Here is an 18451-nt window from a genome sequence, read left to right on the forward strand (position 1 = left end):
TTTCACGGTCGCGGAAGCGGAAGTGGTCACTGGCACCTGCAGTGGTGACGCCCTGCCCGTCGGTTATTCCCGGTGCGCTGCCGTGCTGCGTGTGTGACAGTTCGCCTCGGTTGCGTAGGCGCGGGCTTGGATGGTGAACAGTTCTCGGTACAGGCCGTTGGCTCTCATCAGTTCTTCGTGGGTGCCGGTTTCGGCGACGCGTCCGGAATCCATGACGACGATGCGGTGGGCGCGCCGGATGTTGGCCAGCCTGTGCGTGACGAGAACCGTGGTGCGATGTGCATCGTCCAGGGATCCTTTGGTCGCGCGTTGCAAGCCGGCGAACACTCGGGCTTCGGCCTTCGCATCGAGCGCGGCGGTCGGTTCGTCGGCGATCAACACCGCCGCGTGATCGCGGAAGATCCCACGCCCCACGCTGAGCCGCTGCCACGACCCGCCGGAGAGCTCATGGCCTCCTCGGAACTGCCGCGACAGGACCGTTCCCGGCCCGTTGGGGAGCTTCGCCAGGACCTCATCGGCGCCGGACTCGCGCAACGCGGTTTCCCAGGTGGCGCCGTAGGGCTCCGGCGCCGCGAGGTTGCCGATGCGGATGTTGGTGTCGGCGGTCATGGGCCACCGCGCGGGATCCTGGTCGATCAGGGCGACCTGCTCGTACACGCTTCGGGCATCCGCGGTGACCAGATCCACCTCGTCCCACAGCACCCGGCCCTCGGTCGGTGGATACAGCCCGGTGATGAGTTTTCCCAGCGTGGTCTTGCCGGATCCGTTCTCCCCGACCAGCGCCACGACCTCACCGCGGTGCAAGGTCAGGTCGATCTCGACCAGCGCCGGTTCCTCGGCATCGGGATAGGTGAAAGACACGTTCTCCAGCCGAATGGTCTCCGGGTTGCGGGGAACGCGCACACTGGTCGCGGGCCTGTGGCGTCGCGTCGATTCGGCGAGCAGTTGGGTGTAGAACCGGAGATAGAACGAGTGCTCGTAGAGGCGGTTGACCGACACCATCGTGATCGACAGCGAACTCGCCGCGGCCCGCATCGCGATGACGGCGGCTCCGGCGATGGCCAGTGGCATCGCCCCGGTGCAGAGGAGCGCGCCGAGCACGCAGTAAGCCAGGCCGGTGCCCGTACCGGCCAGGGTGCGTCCGATCAACCGCGTCCAGGTCTGCCGGTGTTCGGCGCGAATGGCCTCCTCGGTGACCTGATCAGCGATGCGGCGATGTTCGACCAGCAGCGAGTCCTGCAGGTTCAGCGCCGTGCGTTCGGTGCCCACATCCCGTGCGACGAGCAAGTTCTCCACGACGTGCAGCCGCAACCGGCGGGTCACCAGGCTCAGGAAGTTCACGTAGCCCTGCTTCGCCGCGCGCATCGACGCCCACGCCTCGGCCACCGTGGGCACCAGCAGTGCGGGCAACAACCAGGGATTGAGCAGCGCCGCCGTGATCAGCGCCGCCGCCAGCGACACCAGCGCCGAGGAGATCGAAGCGATGCTGCGCACGCTCGACTCCACCGCCTGGACACCCTGATAACCGCCCTGCCGGGCGAGTTCCTGGAAGTCGGAATCCTCCCACGCCAACAACTCCACCTCGGCCACCGCCGAGTTGAGCCGGTCCTGGGCGGCGCGGCGCACCAACGGCATCAGCACCCCTTGCACCGCCGACACCGCGCTGTCCAGCAGCCCGCGCAAGGCGAAAGCCGCCACCACAGCCGCGATCGCCGGCAGCGACGCCACCACCCGTTCCGGCGTGGGCCCGGCCGTCAGCAGTTGCGTCAACACCCCGGCCGTGGCGAACAAGCCGAACGCCGACGCACAGCCCGACGCCAACTGGACCACACCCGCCAGCACCGTCCGACCCGGCGAAGCCCGAAACGACAGCCCGACCACCAGCCTCGCCGCCATCGGCAGCTCACGGACCGTCTGCCACACACCCGCGCCCGCGACCTTCTGATCCACCTCCGCCCACTTCGGCGGTTCCAAATCCTCAACACCGATCAGCGCCCCATCCGCTGACATGGCTGTGCGTCGGTGCCCGTTCCTGCTCCCCAGCATGCAACTCCATCTCCGGACTGTTCATCGGAACTCGAAACACAGCCATTCGGCCCTGTCGCAGTGCCGATCGACGCACGACCGGCACTCACTCCACCCCCGAGCGGCCGAACGCTCCCCCAGTAGGGCGTGGCGATCGACGAGGCGAATTCTCATGCGCGTGCACGCCGTGATCGGTGGCTGCGGCCAGTTTTCCGGACAACACCGACAGTCGAACGTTCCGCGGCAGAACTCTGACGAGAACGGACACTCCCTCGCTGGCGGACCACCGGCACGTCTCCGTGATGCTGGAAGTGCAGCGATGCCCCGGCTCGCCGTTGAAGTCGGGCGCTGCGATCTCCATTACCAGCTTGGCGAACATCCCTGGCTTGAACCCATCATCGCCGCTTGAGCAGCGTTCGCACATGCTTTTCAGTACGGTAGAACGACAATCCTCGGTTTCCGACAGGTTTTTGCTGCGGTTGACGGTGTTCCCCGCCGACCCGCACCAATGACACACCCGGCTCGCATTTTTCACCAGAATCGCGGAGTGGTACGGCTGAACGGTTGAGGCAACGCCACGCGCGCGGCGCCCGGAGCTTTCCGGGCGACCGATCGAGACACCCCGTTCAGCCCAGCCGTGTCACCGACACGCAGCAACGCCTCACGATCAGCTGGTCACGATGGTCACCAAGACGCACTTCGCGAGGCGAGGATTGCTTCTCGTCACGGTGATCGCGTTCTCCGACCCGTCATGGCAACCGCTGAGGGCTCGTGCCTGCGAGCCGGCAAGGGCACGCGCCGTCTGGGTCCGACCGGTGCCGGATCAGCGCGCTGACCTGCGTCCGTTCCGCGGGGGTGCAGATGAAGCCGATGCGGGCGCGACGTCCGGCTTCCGCACACCCGCATCGGCGCGGAACGCGGCTTCTGCGTCACCTTCGTCCCCGAGTGGTCAGGTGCGGCCCCCGGGACGGGTCAATGGGAACGGCAACGTGTCCCGGATCGGGCGGCCGGTGAGCAACATCAGCAGGCGGTCCACTCCCAGCCCGAGTCCGCCGGTGGGAGGCATGGCGAATTCCAACGAGCGCAGGAAGTCCTCGTCCAACTCCATCGCCTCCGGATCACCACCGGCCGCCTGCAACGACTGTTCGGTCAAACGGCGGCGCTGCTCGATCGGATCGACGAGTTCGGAGTAGGCGGTTCCGATCTCCACGCCGAAGGCGACCAGGTCCCAGCGTTCGGCCAGCCTCGGGTCGTGGCGGTGTGGGCGGGTCAGCGGAGAAACATCGACGGGAAAGTCGGTGTAGAAGGTCGGGCGCGTCGTGTGGCGCTCGACCAAGCGCTCGTAGAGCTCGACCACGAACGCGCCACGTGGCCAGTCCGGATCGAACGGGACCTGCGTCCGCTCGCACAACGACCGCAGCTGTTCCGGCGGGGTCTCCGGGGTGATCTCCTCCCCCAACGCCGAGGACAACGCCTCGTGCACGGTGATCACCGGCCAGCTTCCGGACAGGTCGATCTCCTCGGCGCGATCGCCGGTGCCCTGGCGCCGAGCTACCGGCGCCCCGTGCACAGCAGTGGCCGCGGCCTGCACCAGCTCTTCGCACAGCTGCCGCATCACCGCGTAATCGGCGTGGGCCTGATAAGCCTCCAGCATCGTGAATTCCGGGTTGTGCCGGGCCGAAACCCCCTCGTTGCGGAACGTGCGTCCGAGTTCGAAGACCCGTTCCACCCCGCCCACGCACAGCCGCTTCAGGTAGAGCTCCGGGGCGATGCGCAAGTACAGCGGCATGTCGTAGGCGTTGATGTGAGTCCGGAACGGCTGCGCCGAGGCACCACCGTGCACGGGTTGGAGAATCGGCGTCTCGACCTCCAGGAACCGGTGGCCGGTCAGCGTCGAGCGCAACGCCTGCAGGGCGGCCGAGCGGGCCCGCAACATGTCCCGGGCCTCGGTACCGACGATGAGGTCCACCGAGCGTGCTCGGGATCGGGTCTCCGGATCGGTGAGACCGGCGTGCTTGTCCGGCAGGGGACGCAGGCACTTGGAGGCCAAGGTCCAATCATCGGCCAACACCGTGGTCTCGCCGTGGCGAGTGGTGATGACCTCCCCCTGCACCGAGACCTGGTCGCCGATGTCGATCTCGTTCTTCCACGCCCGCCACCGAGCGGTACCCGTGTCGGAGGTGGTGAACATGGTCTGCAGGTACCCGGACCAATCGCGCAAGGTCGCGAAGCACAACCGCCCGTGGTCGCGCATCAACACGACTCGGCCGGTGACCGCGGTGCGTTCGCCGGTGCGGGTGTCCCGCGCGGTTCCGGCATGCCGTTCGACGATCTCCGCGCAGGAGTCTGTGCGCGGGACCTGCGCCGGGTACGGATCGCCCCCGGCTTCCCGGATCTTGGCGACGGTGTCCAGGCGAACCCGCATCTGTTCGGGGACCGATCGCCGACCGGGCTCGTGCTCGTGCGGCTCGGTCACCGGCATCCGGTCCTCACCTGGTGCGGCCGCAGCAGGGGTGGCGGCGCCACTCGAACCGAGCAGGGGTACGAACCCCTCGGCCACCGCCGAGGCGAACCCGACTCGGGCCAGATCGCGCCGATCGCCGAATCCGATGAACCGAGGCACCCAGTCGGGCTGGTACTTGGCGTTCGAGCGGTACAACGACTCCAACTGCCACCAACGCGAGAAGAACAGCAGGATCCCGCGCCAGGACCGCAGCACCGGGCCCGCGCCCAACCGGGCGCCTCCCTCGAAGACCTCTCGGAAGACCGCGAAGTTCAGCGAGAGCCGCTGGAGGCCCGCGGGCGTCGCACCCCGCACACGTCCTCCCGAACGCGCCAGGGAGCTGATCATCAACTCCACCAGACCGTTGTCGCTCTCGGGTGCTCGGCGCATGGCTTCCAAGGACAGGCCGGTGCGTCCCCACGGCACGAAGGACAGCATCGCGCACACTTCACCGTCGGAGTTCACGGCTTCGACCAGCACGCATCCGCCATCGGCCGGGTCGCCCCACCGGCCCAGCGCCATCGAGAAGCCGCGTTCGGTGTCGCCTCCCCGCCACCGAACAGCGCGGCGGGCGACCTCGGCCATCTCCTCCGCCGAGATCTCCTCCTGCCTGCGGATCCGCACCCGGTACCCGTCGCGATGCAGCCGGTTCACCGCCTGGCGCACCGGCCGCATCTCCCGGCCTTCCAGGTTGAACGTGGACAAGTCCAGAACCGCTTCGTCGCCCAGCCGAAGGACCTTCAAGCCGGCCCGCGCGTAGGCGTGGGCGCCGCGCTCGCCGGCGCCGATCACGGCCGGCCGCCAGGCGTAATCCCGGCACATTCCCAGCCATCGCTCGATCGCCGGTCCCCACGCTTCGGGGTCGCCGAGCGGGTCACCGCTGGCCAAGCAGACGCCGGCGACCACGCGATAGCTGATGGCGCCCTTGCCACTGTTGGAGAAGAGCACCGCTTTGTCGCGCCGCGTTGAGAAGTACCCCAACGAGTCGACCTCGCCGTGATCGGCCAGCAACCTCCTCACGCGGCGCTCGTCGGCAGCAGGCAGGACCGAGGCGGTGCGCTGGGATCGGAAGAGCACCGCCAGCGTGGCGAACAGCGTGGCCATCCCGAACGTGCCGAGCACGAGGTTCACCCAACCCGGAGCTTCGCCGGCTCGGGTGATGTCCAAGGTCACCGCGCCTCCCAGGACTCGTTCGACCGTCCAGCTGAACTGGTCAGCGGAGTCGTGCAACGAGCCTGAGAACACCGTGACCAGCCCGTAGCCCAGCACGATGAACACCGCGGCGAGTCCGGCGAACGTCACCAGCGCCTTGGGCACGCTGGCACGCTGCACCCGTCCGTAGAACTGCCGCGAGGCCAACCCCAGCACCACCATCGCGGTCGTGGTGAGCAGCACGTTCGCACCCAGCGACCACCGCACACCGCTCGGCAGCACCTGCTCGACGAAACCCGGCTCCTGCGGGATCGCCAGGATGATCAGCAGCACCAGCCCCGACAGGAGGAGCTGCAAGGCCAGCACCAGCAGCAGGATTCGGTAGGCGATGCGCTTGCGGCGCCCCAACGCCCCTGCCAGTACCAGCAGGAAGGCCGCATACCCGAGGTTGGCGGGAGCGGGGAACAGAACCAGGTCGATGAACTCGCGCACCGGCTGCATGCCGCTCCGGAACGCCGCTCCGACGGCAGCCAGGGCGCACAGGGCCGCGATGCACACCAAGGTTCCGGCCACGATCCGCGGGACTCGAGCCGTCCAGTCCGGCTCGGTCGCAGGCCCCCACTCGCTCGTCGACCGGCCCACCGATGCTGCCCGACCCATCCGTACCTCCTCCGCCTAAGCTGGCATGCAGTGGACGATCGATGCTGACCTCACGACCCTAGGACAGTTCATGCCGGCCGTCTCCGATGCCCGGGTTGCGGCCCGGTGGGAGCCACGTGCAGTCGCAGGATGCTGCGCGTGCGCCGCTGTCCTCTACAGCCTGTGGCTGCTGGGGCCGTGGATCAATCCGGGTCTGGACGCGCTCAACGGCTACGTCAGCGAACTCGCCGCCCGTGACCAACCGGGGAGCCGGCTCTTCCGCATCGGTGACGGACTCGCCGGGTTGCTGGCCGCCGCAGCCGCCGTGGCCGGGATCCGGTGCAGCGGCGGCGGGGCCGTGGGGTGGAGCGGTCTGCTGGTCTTCGGCGTCGCCACCGGGCTGGACGGAGCGCTGACCCCGATGACGTGCGCGAGCTACGTCGACTCGGGATGCGCGGTGCGAGAGCTCGTGGGAGCGCTCCCCGCCACCCACACGGTGCACGAGATGACCAGCTCCGTCGCGGCGCTGGGCATGCTCGTGGCCATGGGCGGACTGGCCAGGGCCGGTATCGGGCCGCGGGCACGCTGGGGCTGGGCGTGGTGTTCGCTAACCGGGCTGGCGACGGTGGCGACGCTGGGAGCGCTGTGGATGGGCACGGGAGCCGGGGTGACCCAACGGGTGCAGCTCGCCCTGATCGCGACGTGGCTGATCGCAGTGGCCGTCAGCCATGCCCGTCGAGCGCGATCCGCGGGTGGTTTCGATGCGTGAATCCCCCGCGGTGCTGCTGACCTCGGGAATGGCCGGTGCCGCCTACGACTGGGAACCGGTCCTGACCGCGTTGTCGGCGCATCGCGTGCATCGGCTGGAACGCCCCGGCCTCGACGGGTGCGCTCCTCGGCCAGGGTTGCCCAGCCTGGATGACGAGGCCGACCGGCTGAGCGCGGCCGCGGACCGGCACGGCAGTGCGGTGGTGGTCGCGCATTCGGTCTCGGCGCTGCACGCCGAGGCGATGGGTCGACGGCATCCGGGCTCGCTGCGCGCGCTCGTGCTGCTGGACCCGAGTTGCGGCAGCGCGTCACCGCAGCCGGAGTGGTCGCTGCTGGCCGCAGAGGCGCTGGGCCGCCGTGCGGCCCCCTGCATCGCACCGTTCGGACCTGCCATCTGGACGGCCGGTGCGCGTGCGCAAACGTCCCGACCGCTGCCGCCGCCGGTGCGAGCGGCCGGCCGTACCCGATTCCGGTCACCGGCCGCGATCACCGCAGCATGGCAGGAATACCTCGCTTTCGAGCCGATGCTGCGAGACCTGGCCGTGCTCCGGCAGCGCACGACGTTCCCTCCCGTACCCGTGTGGATCCTCACCGCCGTCGGCGGGATGCGCGCGAACGCGGCCGTGCGGTGGACGAGGTGCCACACCCGCCTGGCAGGGCTCTTGGGAGGTTGTCACCGCCTGCTGCCCCACAGCCGGCACCAGGTGGCGTGGGAATGTCCGGACGTGGTGGTGGAGACCATCGAGGCCGCGACGGAAAGTGGGACATGAGGACCGGACCGGCGCTGGTACTGGCAGTGGCCGCCCTGGTGGTCACCGGCTGCGCAGACCCGGCCAAGGCGATCTCGGCCGCCGGGTACCGCAACGCCGTCTCCTTGGGCGCTCGGGCGGAGCTGGCGCAGCACGGAATTCTGCTGCGAGAACGCCCGGCCTGCCGCAGCACCGGAGCCGAGAACGCCGGCCTCGGCTCCGACTTCACCGTCGAGTGCACGGCTTCGACACCGGACAACGCTGCGGTGACCGTGCACGGCGTGGTCACCGCAGCGGGCACCCGCGCCCAGCGCGAGGACTACGTCATCCGGCTCGACGGCAGGATGTTCCTGCACGCCGACTGCCTGGGCGTCGGCTGCCGGTGACGACCGGTCCGCTCGATCACTTCCGCCGGACAGCGGCGATGCAGATCTCGGCGGGAATGCCGAAGAGGCGATTCCCTTCCTGGCCGTGGGACGCGCGGTTCGAGAGCGCCTCCGAACGAGCCGCCAAGCCACACGAACCCGGGTGCCGTCCACTGTGGCCGCTCAGGCGTTGACCAAGCCGCCGTCTACCACCAGGTTCTGTCCCGTCACAGCCCGCGACCACGGGGAGGCGAAGAACAGAGCCGCGTCGGCGAACTCTCCCGGTGTCACAACACGACGCAACGGCGTGTTCGACGCGATCGCGTCGAACACCTCCTCGGGAGTGGCGGCGCTCGCGTCGGTGGTGCGCAGCAGCCCACCGGAGACCATGTTGACCGTGATGCCATCGGGACCGAGATCGGCGGCGAGGGTGCGGGTCAGCGACAGCAGCGCCGCCTTCGCAGCCGTGTAGTCGTGATAGGGCACGACCGGATTCTGGAACAGATTGGTGCCGACGTTGATGATCCGACCACCACCGAGTTCCCGCATGCCCGGCAGTGCCGCCTGAGCGGTGTGCAGCGCCCCGCGGACGCTTCCCTCGAACTGCCCGGCGAACTCACCCCACGTGATCGCGTCGGCGTGCGAACGAGCGTCGCCGTTGAACGCGAAGTCGGCGAGAGCGTTGTTGACCACCGTCGTCACCGGAGTTCCGAAACGCTCGCGTGCCGTGGCGAACAGTGCGTCGACCTGGGCTCGATCCGTGACGTCGGCCGCGACGGCGATCGCCCGGTCGCCGAGCTCGGCCGCCAGCGCTTCGGCCTGCTCACGGCTGCGGCGATAGTCGATCACGACGCGCGCTCCCTGCATCGCGAACGCGCGCACCAACGCGGCGCCCAGTCCGCGTCCACCTCCGGTCACCACCACGAGCTGATCCTCGAAATCCATGCCCGGCACGGTAGTGGTCGGAAGTCAGCCGTCGACATCCGCAGTGCCGTGGTCCGCAAGCAGCACTGAGGGCTTCCACTTGCGTTCAGCCGGCCGGGAGGGACTCGATCGCGCCGACGAGCGCGACCTCCTTGTGCGGTGACGGCGTGCTACTGCGGCGCCCGCGAGCGGCGACTGTTCTTCACTCGTATGGGTGTCGTCAGGCGGGAATTCGTGCACGGAGTGTTTCGGTTCACGGCTTTCTGGTTGGACAGCCGGGTGCTGCGCGGCCGAGACTGGGATCAGGACAGCCGATGAGAGCGCGAGTTCCGCTTGCTCGACTGTCTTTGCTTTTGACCTTGTTCTTTATCGATACAGCCCATCGGTTCCCCGCGACCGGTGATCCGAATCCCTCCCGCACTGCTCGCAGAGCCCTGCTTCCCCGAGAGGAGAACCGTGCCCCTCGCGCTGCTCGCGCTCGCCGTTGGCGCTTTCGGTATTGGCACCGCCGAGTTCGTCATGATGGGCGTGCTCCCCCAGGCCGCCGCGGAGCTCGGCGTGTCCATCCCGACCGCCGGGCACCTGATCAGCGGGTACGCCCTCGGCGTCGTCGTCGGCGCTCCGGCGTTGACCATCCTCGGCGCTCGGTTGCCGCGCAAGACCATGCTCGTCCTGACGATGGGGCTGTTCACCGCCGGGAACGCGCTGTTCGCGCTGGCGCCGAGCGCCGGGGTGGGCGTGGCCCTCCGATTCCTGGCCGGACTGCCGCACGGCGCGTTCTTCGGCGCCGGTGCCGTGGTGGCCGCCAGCCTGGCCGGGACCGGTAGCCGGGCCAAGGCGGTTTCGATGATGTTCATGGGCCTGACGCTGGCCAACGTCGTCGGCGTGCCGTTGGGCACGCTGCTCGGCCAGCAGTTCGGCTGGCGGGCCACCTTCGCCGTGGTCGCCGCGATCGGTGTCGTGGCCGTCGCCGCCATCGTGCGCCTGGTCCCGGACCAGGGGCGCCCCGAGCCGGGACAGTCCGCCGTCCTCGACCAGCTCGCCGCTTTCCGGTCGCCGCAGGTGTGGTTGGCGTTGGCGATCGTCACGTTCGGCCTCGGCGGAACCTTCGCCTGCCTGAGCTACCTGACCCCGATCCTCACCGACGTGTCCGGGTACTCGCCGACCGCGGTGACGCTGCTGCTGGCGCTGGCCGGGCTCGGCATGACGGTCGGCAACTACCTGGGCGGCTGGATCGCCGACAAGGCCCTGATGCCCGGCGTCTACGCCGCGCTGCTCGGGATCGCCGTCGTGCTCGGCCTGTTCACCCTCACCTCCGGCAACAAGGTGGCGGCCGCGGTGACCGTCTTCGCCATCGGAGCCGTCGGCTTCATGGTCGCGCCGATCATGCAAGCGCTGGTCATGGACAAGGCCGACGGACAGGCGTCGCTGGTGTCCGCGGCGCTGCAGTCCGCCTTCAACGTCGCCAACTCGATCGGTGCCTACGCGGGCGGTCTGGTGATCGCCCACGGGCTCGGGCTGCTCTCACCGAACCTGGTGGGGGTGCTGCTGTCCGCGGTGGGCCTGGCGCTGGCCATGGTGACGAGCTGCCTGGACCGCAACTCCCGGCGCGAGGTTCCGGCGCTGGAGGTCATCGAGGGCGGACGTCCGGCGGCGGCCCCGCAGCCGGTCGCGGCCGCGGCCTGAGCCGAGCACCTCCACTCGTTTCTCGACAACCAGCTCAGGAGCCGGCGTCCAGAAGGAGCAGACGACCACGGGCGGCCGTGAGACGCCAGATCGGCGCTCGGCGGAGTGTTCGCCTGTGGGAGGGCCGTTGGCACAGGATTGTCATCGAAGTGCACCGGGCACACCGGAGGTGTGCAAACGTTCCTGCCCTACCCGAGTTTCATCGACTCGGCCGAGGTTCTCGACCCCCGCCGACTCGGCAAGCAACGCGTCGAGGCGTTGCAAGTGCTCCGTGCGCTGACCGTCGTCGGTTACGGCTGGCAACACCATCCGGCAGTGGCGATGTGGGCGGGTTACGAGGAGGCGTTGAGCTGCTACGGCATCACGATATGCGGCGTCTGGACGAGAACCGGGAGTCCCGACACGTGCGAGCTGGGCATACGCGAGGAGTGGGGAGCAACGAGCGGGCTGTCCGTCGTGCGGTCGCAGGACGAGCTGGCGAAAGCCCTGGAACTACCACCGTGGCTGGGTGATCCCGCTTTCCACCGCAGCCACCGGTCAGCACTGCTACGCAAGAACCCCGACCACTACCGCAGGTTCTTCGCGGGAGTCGCCAACGACCTGCCTTACGCGTGGCCCGTCTCCGACCGCCCTCGAAGGACCGGCCACCGCAGGTCGCCGTCGTAGTGCACCGCTTGCCTTCTCTGGTCGCGACTTCGATCGCTGATCGGCGACACCGGTGACGACCGGAGCGAGCTCTCCAATCGGCGATCGTTCAGCCGGGTGGCCGGGGCGGCGGTTTGACCGGAAGCGGTTCGACCGCCGGGCCTTCCAGAACGGTTCCGTCCACCGAGAAGCGGCTTCCGTGGCAAGGGCAGTCCCAGGTGGACTCCGCATCGTTGAAGCGCACCAGGCATCCGAGGTGCGTGCACCGCATCGAGACGCAGTGCAGCAGACCCTCCTCGTCGCGGTAGACGCCAGTGCGATCCACCCCCTCCCGGATGACCGCCGCGGTACCGCGCCGCACCTCCCGCACATCGGTCGCCGTCGCGGGTGAGACCCGGTCGGCGACGAAGTTGAGGCCGGCGCTGAGGTTGTGCCACGCCAGCCGCGGCCACGAACCCGGCGACAGCCGGGCCGGCGAGAAGGCTTCCGCCCACGGGTTCTCGTCCGAGTTCAGCAGGTCGGTGAGGATCTTCCCCGCGACAGTCCCGCCGGTGAGGCCCCACTTCATGAAACCCGTGGCCACGAAGAGCCGCGAGGAGTGCGGCAAGTACCGACCGACCATCGGGAACCGGTCGGTCGGAACCAAGTCCTGCGCCGACCAGCGGTGCGTGATGTCGGCGACCGACCAGTGCTCGCGGGCGAAGGCTTCCAGCCGAGTGTAGGGATCGTTGCCGCCTGCGGGCTTGCCGGTCTGGTGCCCTTCGCCGCAGACCACGACCTGGTCGCCACGCGAGCGCACCGAGCGGGTCGGTTCCCCGGCGGTGATCGACAACCCCCGCGGCGGCTCTTCGCGGAGCCGCGCTGCGATGCAGTACGACCGGTGCGCCTCCAGCGCCGCGAAGTACAACCCGCGGTCCCAGACCGGAGCGTGCGTGGTCACCACGACGCGGTCGGCCGTCAGCGTGCCGCCATCGGTGGTGATCTGGCACGGCGAACCTTCGGTCAGCCGAAGCGCTCTGGTGCGTTCGAAGACGGCGCACCCCCCGCCATCGACCTGCCTCGCCAGGTGGCGGGTGTGACGAACCGGATCGAACTCGACCTGGTCGTCCAACTTGGCTGCGGCCGTGACGGGAAGCGGTAGTTCGGGGAGTTCGTCGGCGACCACCGGCAAGCCCGCTTCCCGCGCCGCCTCCCATTCTTCCCCAACCGCCTGCGCACCGCTCTCGTCCACCGCGAAGGTATAGGCCGGTCTGCGCTTGATCTCGGAGGGGACGCCCAGCCTCGCGATCTCCTCGACGCCCGCGGCGCTCGCAGCGGCGTAGACCTGCGCTGCCTCGGTACCACGGTTGCGCCGGATCGTCGAATAGATTGTCGACTGCAGCGCGGTCGCCTTCCCCGTGTTGTGGCCCGTCGCACCGGAGGCGACGTGGTCGGCCTCGAGCACGGCGACCGTCGCCCCGGTCCGCTTGAGCAGCAAGGCCGTGGTCACGCCGGCGATGCCGCCACCGATCACCGCGACGTCGAACGAGGGGGCGTCGCGCACCGGAGGGTGCTCGACGTGCCGCGCTTGCAACCAAGGAGAATTCACGTGTCACAGCACCCTTCTTCCGGTACCGGTGCGACAGAGGTCGAGTTCCCCGCCGCAGCATCGTCGAAACCACGCGGTCTCTCGCCTTCGGCGCCTCCGCGCCCCGGGTAGGCACGAACTCTCCGACCGATCAGCACTCGCGGTTACGCGAACGTCCACAGGGGTAACCCCGTGGGCCGGCAGTCCTGCACCAGGCCCGAGCTTGACGAGGAGGCGGAGACGTGAAGGCACGCGCGCCCGACGTCGCTCTGCGAACGCTCCGCGGACGCAACCTGCTCGCGGGAGTGATGCTGGGACTGGGCGCTGTGGCCTTCATCGACGAAGTGGTCTTCCACCAACTGCTGCACTGGCACCACTTCTACGACCGTTCGACCAGCGGTGTCGGTTTGGTTTCCGACGGGCTCTTCCACGCGTTCAGCTGGTTCGCCACCGTCGCTTCCCTGCTGATGGTCGGCTCGCTGCGCCGCGAACGTGCCTTCCGCGTCGCCGCCTTCGCGGCCGGCTGGCTGATCGGGGCCGGGTTCTTCCAGCTCTACGACGGGCTCGTCCAGCACAAGCTCCTCAACCTGCACCAGATCCGTTACGGGGTGAGCTTGATGCCCTATGACCTCGCGTGGAACGTCGTCGCCGCCGTCCTGTTGCTGGCCGGAATGGCGTGGTGGGTCCTGATGCGGGTCCATCACCCCGAGGACCCGGCACCCTAGGAAGAGCTTCCATGCGTCCTCGTCCCAGACCGGTTCGGCACCGATGAGCGCTGGAGAGTGCCTGGTCGTGCTCGTATCGGCGGCCGCCGTACTAGGACATGTGGTCGGGACCGCGAGACTGCGGGACCGCGGCGTCCAGTGGCCGGCATACCGAACGGTGTTGTGGGCTGCTGGGTGGTCCTGCGTCGCGGCGACCTCGGCGGGGCCGTTCGCGCAGCGCGCCCACCACGACTTCGTCCTCCACATGACCGGACACATCCTGCTCGGGATGCTGGCACCCGTGCTGATGGTTCTGGCGGCTCCCGTCACCCTCGCCTTGCGGGCGCTACCGGTCGCCGCTGCTCGGACCTTGGCCCGCTGCACGCGCTCGACCCCGATGAGGGTGCTGACACAGCCCGCAATCGCAGCGATGCTCAACATCGGCGGTTTGTGGGTGCTCTACCGAACCGGCGTGTACGCGGCGATGCACACCGAACCGTGGTTGCACGCCGCAGTCCACATCCACGTGCTAGCGGCCGGCTTCGTGTTCACCTTCGCCGTCCTCGGTGGTCCCGACCCGGCGCCGCACCGCTCCCACGCCGCCTGGCGCGCCACGACGTTGGTCGTGGCCGTGGCCGCCCACAACGTCCTGGCGAAAACCGTCTACGCCGCACCTCCCGACGGCGTGACCGCAGAACAGGCGCAGGTCGGCGGCCAGCTCATGTACTACGGCTCCGCACCGGTGGAGCTCTTGCTCTTCGTGCTCCTGTGCCGTTCGTGGCTCACTCCTGCTCGACCGATCCGACGCGTTGTGCCGCGCTGGAGTCGGGTAACCACCTGGGATGGACTGCGGTCACGAAGAGCTTCCGGTGCTGCGCGATCTCGATGAACTGGTCGAGGCCGTCCTCCTCGAAGCGCGGGGTGTGGGGCTTTACGTGCGCTGGTCGCGCGGACCAGCGATCGACGCGGGCTCCACGAGCAGTGACGAGCTCACCGGCGTCGAGCTCCCGGGGCTCTCGGCGAGCCCCTTGCAGGTCGAGTCGTGGTGGGGCGACAGATCACTGCGGCTCTGGGTCGCGCGGAGGCTCTACGACTACGAGCACCTGCGCGAGCGCCGCCCGGAGCCCGACGTACGAGCATGGCTGCTGCGAGGCACGGAGGTCGCACGGGGCCCTGACAACGAGCCTCTCGTTCGCTGCCAGCGGGCGCTCGCCTGGGTGGCCGAATACGCGATGCAGGAAGCACGGGGGTTGATCAAGGATCACAACCGCGGATGGGGGCCGTTGGATCGGTACACCTGAGGCGATCAATCCATTTCGCGCGGTGCGGTGTACGGGCCCAGGACCTCGGGCGCATCTGAACCCGACAAGACCTGCACGCTCATTTTCCAGCCGGTGAGCGGCGGCAAGACGACCACGAGCCACTAAACCGGACCCCCAACCCAACTGCTTCCACGTGGCCGACTCACCAGGATCACCACGACGGGCGGACCCGAAACCACGCGGAAGCGGACGACCAACACTCGGAGCCCCTGAGCCGCCCCTCAAGGCCTCAATGCTCTGGTTCGGTGCCCCCGGGCGGCGTCGTACCGCAAGCTCACCTCTACTACCTCCGTGGCCGTCGAAACGGGCCGCCCCGCTGTGGAGACGGTTTTGGCGCCTCGACGATCCGCGCATCTCCCGCTCGGCGTCCTTGCCTGCGGGTCCGGAGACCCCCAATGCGCCGTATCGGCTTCAGCGCTTCGCGGTTCAACCCGTTTGCACGTCGGGGAAAACTTCTGGAACGTGGGTGAGCGGACGCAGCCACTGATAGCACTGCGCTACGGGCGCTCGCACTTCCAAGCTGTGGCCCACTGAACCATTTCGCCCTCCTTGTTCCATCGCGTTGGTTCAGCCGCTTCCGTATCCGCCTGGAGCCCGAGGGACACGCTTACTGCGGTCCTCTCTGGTGACCTCGGCTGTGGCAGCCAGTGCATGGCTGAGAGCTCGGGGCGCACACCGCCCGCCCTATCGACCGCCCTTCGCGCCCTCGTTCTCGTCTACGCGAAGCGCCACACCCAGCGCGAAGAAGCTAGGCGCCCATTCCCCCACGAAGATTCCCCATCGATCCGCTCGGGCGGTCGATTCCGACGCGTTGAGCGATGCGGCCCAACTAACCACGCTCAGAGCGATTGAGATCAACCCAGCAGCGAACATGTGGTCGGACGTGACGCCCTTCTTTCGCAGAATGGTCAACACTGTACCCTCCGATGAGAGATCAAAGAACTTTTGTTCTCCTCTTGTATTTCCCGGCACGACCAACCCTAAACAAAATCTCGGTGGGGCACGCGAGATTCGCGTGGCGTTTGCGACTTTCGGTGTGCGAGCGGGCCTTCGACACGTCTGCCGCGTTCGGGGGAGCACTAGCGCCAAAACCACGCCAATCACGTGCAGGTCCTCACGACGACCACACGGCCTCAGCGCCTGTTACCCCTTCAGGAGGTGCCCTTATGGCCGCTCGTCGAGCGGTGGCGGCCGCCTGCCTGCCACATCAGCGCACCGAGTGCGATCATCCCCAGCCCCAGGAAGAGATGCAGCCAATTGTCAGCAGTGTTCAACGGTACGAAGTTGGCCGCACTGTCCATGTCGACGATGAGGCCGTAGATCCACAACAGCAGGTACACAGCGCCTCCCCCGACGAGAAATGAGATCGCGCCGCCGGCGGTTCGGGCGAGCGCGAATCCGAGGACGCCGAAGAGAAGGTGCACGACGTTGTGCAAGATCGATACGTGGAAAACCCCAAGCAACATCGCGGTGGAGTGGTGGCCGGCGAATGTCATACCCTCGTACTCGGTGGTGACCCCAGGAATGAAACCAAGAATGCCGACGAGCAAGAAGACTCCCGCGACGACTGTTGCAGCAATTCGTGCGGGTGACTCGTGCATCGAACTGCGTGTGCTAGTTCCGCTCATGATTCTCCCCCTCGTGCATTGGCAGCTCTCGGCTACCCACTACAAGTGGCAGCGACACGTCGCGACCGGTGGCACGAGACCGCACTGCAGGTGGTGCACCACAAGGACGACGCCAACGCCCACCGCTGAGCGGCGGATCGCATGCACGACCAGCGTGCAAGCGGTAGCGTGCGCGCGTCACCCCAGGGCCTTGACATGGAAGTTGTGCTGCCCGCAGGTCTCACCGAGGCGCGAGCCGGCACGCAGCTGCGGCCCCGATTCGGCTCGTGCTGACGATAGCAATGTTACGAATCGACTTGGCAGAGGCGGGAACCATGGCTCAACATCCCCTCGAAGAGATGTACGCCGCCCGGGACGCGCTCGACCGGGCCGCGAGAAAATGCGCAAGAACTGACCTCGCCCAACTGGATTGGCCTCCGTTCGGCGCGGCGTTGCTCGGAGTGCTTGGTTCCTTGCACCACCTGGCCGACGAATTGACCAACAAGCTCGACCAAGTGGACCGGAACAGCCTGTACAAGGAAGCGCTGCGCGACCACCCCCAGGAAGCTCTGGATCGCGCGATCGGAGACCTCGAAGGCATGACCGCGGTGCTCGCTTCAGCGATGCGGCACGCCGGTGAGTATTGGGAAGAGGCTCAGCACATCCACGAAGACACCGTCTCCCGCGAACGGGAGTGACACCGGCGCGCGGCAGTCGGCCACTCAGCCGCGGGCCACGGCGTCTTGCTTTGGCATCTCGCCCTCACGAGCGCACTGGCGGGCATTCGCAATACTCGAACGGCGGAACGCTCTGCAAAACCAGGCCCGGATCCCGCATCAGCTCCGCCTGTCCCGTGAGCGGAGCTGGATGAACAGCTCCGGCAGCATGAGGTAGCTGCCCAGGAGGAACGCCACCCCGCCGGCCAAGAACCCCACCTTGACGATCGACGCCCCAGCGGGGTTCTCCGCAGTCGGGAACCCCGTGTCCGGGAACCCGGGCAGCGAGCCCACGATGAAGCCGATCGAGCCGAGCACGAACAACAGCCCTACCCAGCACGAAACATCCCGCGGATCGAACTTCAAGTACCCGTGCCCTGCCTCGGCCAGCTGAAGCAAGCTGGAAACCAGGAACAGCACGCTGCCGATCAAGCTGGTCCACCACAAGCCCGCCTTGGGCAGCAGCTCGAACTTGGCACCCACCGCGAACGTCGTCTCGTAGTTGAACGTCAGCGACCCGATGAGCAGCACGAACGGCGTCCAGAACGACAGCTTGCCGGGCTCGAAGCCGAACCAGCGGTAGCGGTGCGGGGCATGCGTGGCTCCGTCCGGGCCAACCCGGTCATCGGCGTTGAGGCTCTCGAACACCTGCCCGTAAACGCTGACCGTGTACAGCAGCGCACCGAGGAAATAGCACGACTCAGCGTAGATGGCCATCCGGTGCTGCCCCCCGAACGCCGACGGCGCCAGCGATCCGGCTGCCCCTGCGATGAACAGCAGCGAGCCGACCAGGAAGATCAGCGCGATCCACCAAGCCAACCGCTGCGGCGCCCAGAGCTGCAGCCAGGGGTTCGGCGAGGACTCGGCCTCGGCCGTGTGCGGTGCGGCCCGCCCCGTTGCGGTGACCGGGCCGGCGCCCTTGCGGGAGTGCCGGGACTCCCACAGGTAGCAGGTGCCTTGTGGACGCCGGTAGGAGATCCACGAGGTGAAAGGACGGGGTCCGCCGCTGCCGGCTCGCTCCCAAGCGCGCGGTACGTTCGGCCCGACGGGTCGTTCGGTGCCCAAACCGCCCCCTCCCC

16 protein-coding genes are annotated in these 18451 nt (G+C 68.2%); 10 read left to right on the top strand and 6 right to left on the bottom strand.

Annotated features, from left to right (window positions below):
- Positions 1 to 63 precede the first annotated feature (63 nt).
- Entirely contained in the window at positions 64 to 1950 is a 1887-nt protein-coding gene (locus tag E1202_RS15905) for an ABC transporter ATP-binding protein (protein ID WP_235878425.1), read from the bottom strand.
- Between the two features lie 269 nt (positions 1951 to 2219).
- Here E1202_RS15905 and E1202_RS15910 point away from each other — a divergent pair, with 269 nt between their 5' ends.
- Positions 2220 to 2537: a hypothetical protein gene (locus tag E1202_RS15910; protein WP_132683934.1), complete on the top strand. Its 318-nt coding sequence runs from the start codon at positions 2220 to 2222 to the stop codon at positions 2535 to 2537.
- A gap of 437 nt (positions 2538 to 2974) precedes the next feature.
- On the opposite strand, the gene lysX is transcribed toward E1202_RS15910, so the two are convergent.
- On the bottom strand, positions 2975 to 6340 hold the full coding sequence (lysX, locus tag E1202_RS15915; RefSeq protein ID WP_132683935.1) for a bifunctional lysylphosphatidylglycerol synthetase/lysine--tRNA ligase LysX: 3366 nt from the start codon (positions 6338 to 6340) through the stop codon (positions 2975 to 2977).
- A gap of 70 nt (positions 6341 to 6410) precedes the next feature.
- On the opposite strand from lysX, the gene E1202_RS15920 reads away from it, so the two are divergent.
- From E1202_RS15920 to E1202_RS15930, 3 genes are read left to right on the top strand one after another with little or no spacing between them, the layout of a single operon-like run.
- Entirely contained in the window at positions 6411 to 7088 is a 678-nt protein-coding gene (locus tag E1202_RS15920; protein ID WP_165943871.1) for a DUF998 domain-containing protein, read from the top strand.
- Positions 7081 to 7857, top strand: a complete 777-nt coding sequence (locus tag E1202_RS15925; RefSeq protein ID WP_132683937.1) for an alpha/beta fold hydrolase — start codon at positions 7081 to 7083, stop codon at positions 7855 to 7857. Before E1202_RS15920 ends, E1202_RS15925 begins: the two co-directional genes overlap by 8 nt.
- Positions 7854 to 8222 (top strand): hypothetical protein, encoded by a 369-nt coding sequence (locus E1202_RS15930; protein ID WP_132683938.1) that lies wholly within the window; start codon positions 7854 to 7856, stop codon positions 8220 to 8222. The genes E1202_RS15925 and E1202_RS15930 overlap by 4 nt, the downstream gene beginning before the upstream one ends.
- 162 nt (positions 8223 to 8384) lie before the next feature.
- On the opposite strand, the gene E1202_RS15935 is transcribed toward E1202_RS15930, so the two are convergent.
- Positions 8385 to 9146, bottom strand: coding sequence for a 3-oxoacyl-ACP reductase (locus tag E1202_RS15935; protein ID WP_132683939.1), 762 nt, complete (start codon positions 9144 to 9146; stop codon positions 8385 to 8387).
- A gap of 435 nt (positions 9147 to 9581) precedes the next feature.
- On the opposite strand from E1202_RS15935, the gene E1202_RS15940 reads away from it, so the two are divergent.
- Positions 9582 to 10811, top strand: a complete 1230-nt coding sequence (locus E1202_RS15940) for an MFS transporter (RefSeq protein ID WP_132683940.1) — start codon at positions 9582 to 9584, stop codon at positions 10809 to 10811.
- A 171-nt stretch (positions 10812 to 10982) separates the two neighbouring features.
- Positions 10983 to 11477, top strand: coding sequence for an MSMEG_6728 family protein (locus tag E1202_RS15945; RefSeq protein ID WP_132683941.1), 495 nt, complete (start codon positions 10983 to 10985; stop codon positions 11475 to 11477).
- Between the two features lie 88 nt (positions 11478 to 11565).
- Here E1202_RS15945 and E1202_RS15950 read toward each other — a convergent pair whose 3' ends face one another.
- Positions 11566 to 13044 carry an FAD-dependent oxidoreductase gene (locus E1202_RS15950; protein ID WP_132683942.1) on the bottom strand — a complete coding sequence of 493 codons (1479 nt, stop codon included), beginning with the start codon at positions 13042 to 13044 and terminating at the stop codon, positions 11566 to 11568.
- A gap of 221 nt (positions 13045 to 13265) precedes the next feature.
- Here E1202_RS15950 and E1202_RS15955 point away from each other — a divergent pair, with 221 nt between their 5' ends.
- Genes E1202_RS15955 through E1202_RS15965 form a run of 3 tightly spaced genes read left to right on the top strand, consistent with a single transcriptional unit; the run spans position 13266 to position 15028 of the window.
- Positions 13266 to 13748 (top strand): DUF2243 domain-containing protein, encoded by a 483-nt coding sequence (locus E1202_RS15955; protein ID WP_235878427.1) that lies wholly within the window; start codon positions 13266 to 13268, stop codon positions 13746 to 13748.
- A gap of 43 nt (positions 13749 to 13791) precedes the next feature.
- Positions 13792 to 14616, top strand: a complete 825-nt coding sequence (locus tag E1202_RS15960; RefSeq protein ID WP_132683943.1) for a cytochrome c oxidase assembly protein — start codon at positions 13792 to 13794, stop codon at positions 14614 to 14616.
- Positions 14597 to 15028 (top strand): DUF6098 family protein, encoded by a 432-nt coding sequence (locus E1202_RS15965; protein WP_235878431.1) that lies wholly within the window; start codon positions 14597 to 14599, stop codon positions 15026 to 15028. Before E1202_RS15960 ends, E1202_RS15965 begins: the two co-directional genes overlap by 20 nt.
- 1172 nt (positions 15029 to 16200) lie before the next feature.
- Here the strand turns inward: E1202_RS15965 and E1202_RS15975 are convergent.
- Positions 16201 to 16599 (bottom strand): DUF4383 domain-containing protein, encoded by a 399-nt coding sequence (locus tag E1202_RS15975; RefSeq protein ID WP_408006568.1) that lies wholly within the window; start codon positions 16597 to 16599, stop codon positions 16201 to 16203.
- A gap of 392 nt (positions 16600 to 16991) precedes the next feature.
- On the opposite strand from E1202_RS15975, the gene E1202_RS15980 reads away from it, so the two are divergent.
- Positions 16992 to 17354 carry a hypothetical protein gene (locus E1202_RS15980; RefSeq protein ID WP_235878432.1) on the top strand — a complete coding sequence of 121 codons (363 nt, stop codon included), beginning with the start codon at positions 16992 to 16994 and terminating at the stop codon, positions 17352 to 17354.
- Between the two features lie 138 nt (positions 17355 to 17492).
- On the opposite strand, the gene E1202_RS15985 is transcribed toward E1202_RS15980, so the two are convergent.
- Positions 17493 to 18451 (bottom strand): hypothetical protein (locus tag E1202_RS15985; protein ID WP_207918666.1); only part of this gene is annotated, 959 nt, incomplete at its 5' end.

The sequence above is a fragment of the Saccharopolyspora karakumensis genome, assembly GCF_004349225.1.
Classification (GTDB): Bacteria; Actinomycetota; Actinomycetes; order Mycobacteriales; family Pseudonocardiaceae; genus Saccharopolyspora; species Saccharopolyspora endophytica.

What these genes read in the sequence shown, in the direction of transcription:
- lysX (WP_132683935.1), bottom strand. Translation starts at nt 6,340, where the DNA reads ATGGGTCGGGCAGCATCGGTGGGCCGGTCGACGAGCGAGTGGGGGCCT.
- E1202_RS15920 (WP_165943871.1), top strand. Translation starts at nt 6,411, where the DNA reads ATGCCGGCCGTCTCCGATGCCCGGGTTGCGGCCCGGTGGGAGCCACGT.
- E1202_RS15925 (WP_132683937.1), top strand. Translation starts at nt 7,081, where the DNA reads ATGCGTGAATCCCCCGCGGTGCTGCTGACCTCGGGAATGGCCGGTGCC.
- E1202_RS15930 (WP_132683938.1), top strand. Translation starts at nt 7,854, where the DNA reads ATGAGGACCGGACCGGCGCTGGTACTGGCAGTGGCCGCCCTGGTGGTC.
- E1202_RS15935 (WP_132683939.1), bottom strand. Translation starts at nt 9,146, where the DNA reads ATGGATTTCGAGGATCAGCTCGTGGTGGTGACCGGAGGTGGACGCGGA.
- E1202_RS15960 (WP_132683943.1), top strand. Translation starts at nt 13,792, where the DNA reads ATGAGCGCTGGAGAGTGCCTGGTCGTGCTCGTATCGGCGGCCGCCGTA.
- E1202_RS15980 (WP_235878432.1), top strand. Translation starts at nt 16,992, where the DNA reads ATGGCTCAACATCCCCTCGAAGAGATGTACGCCGCCCGGGACGCGCTC.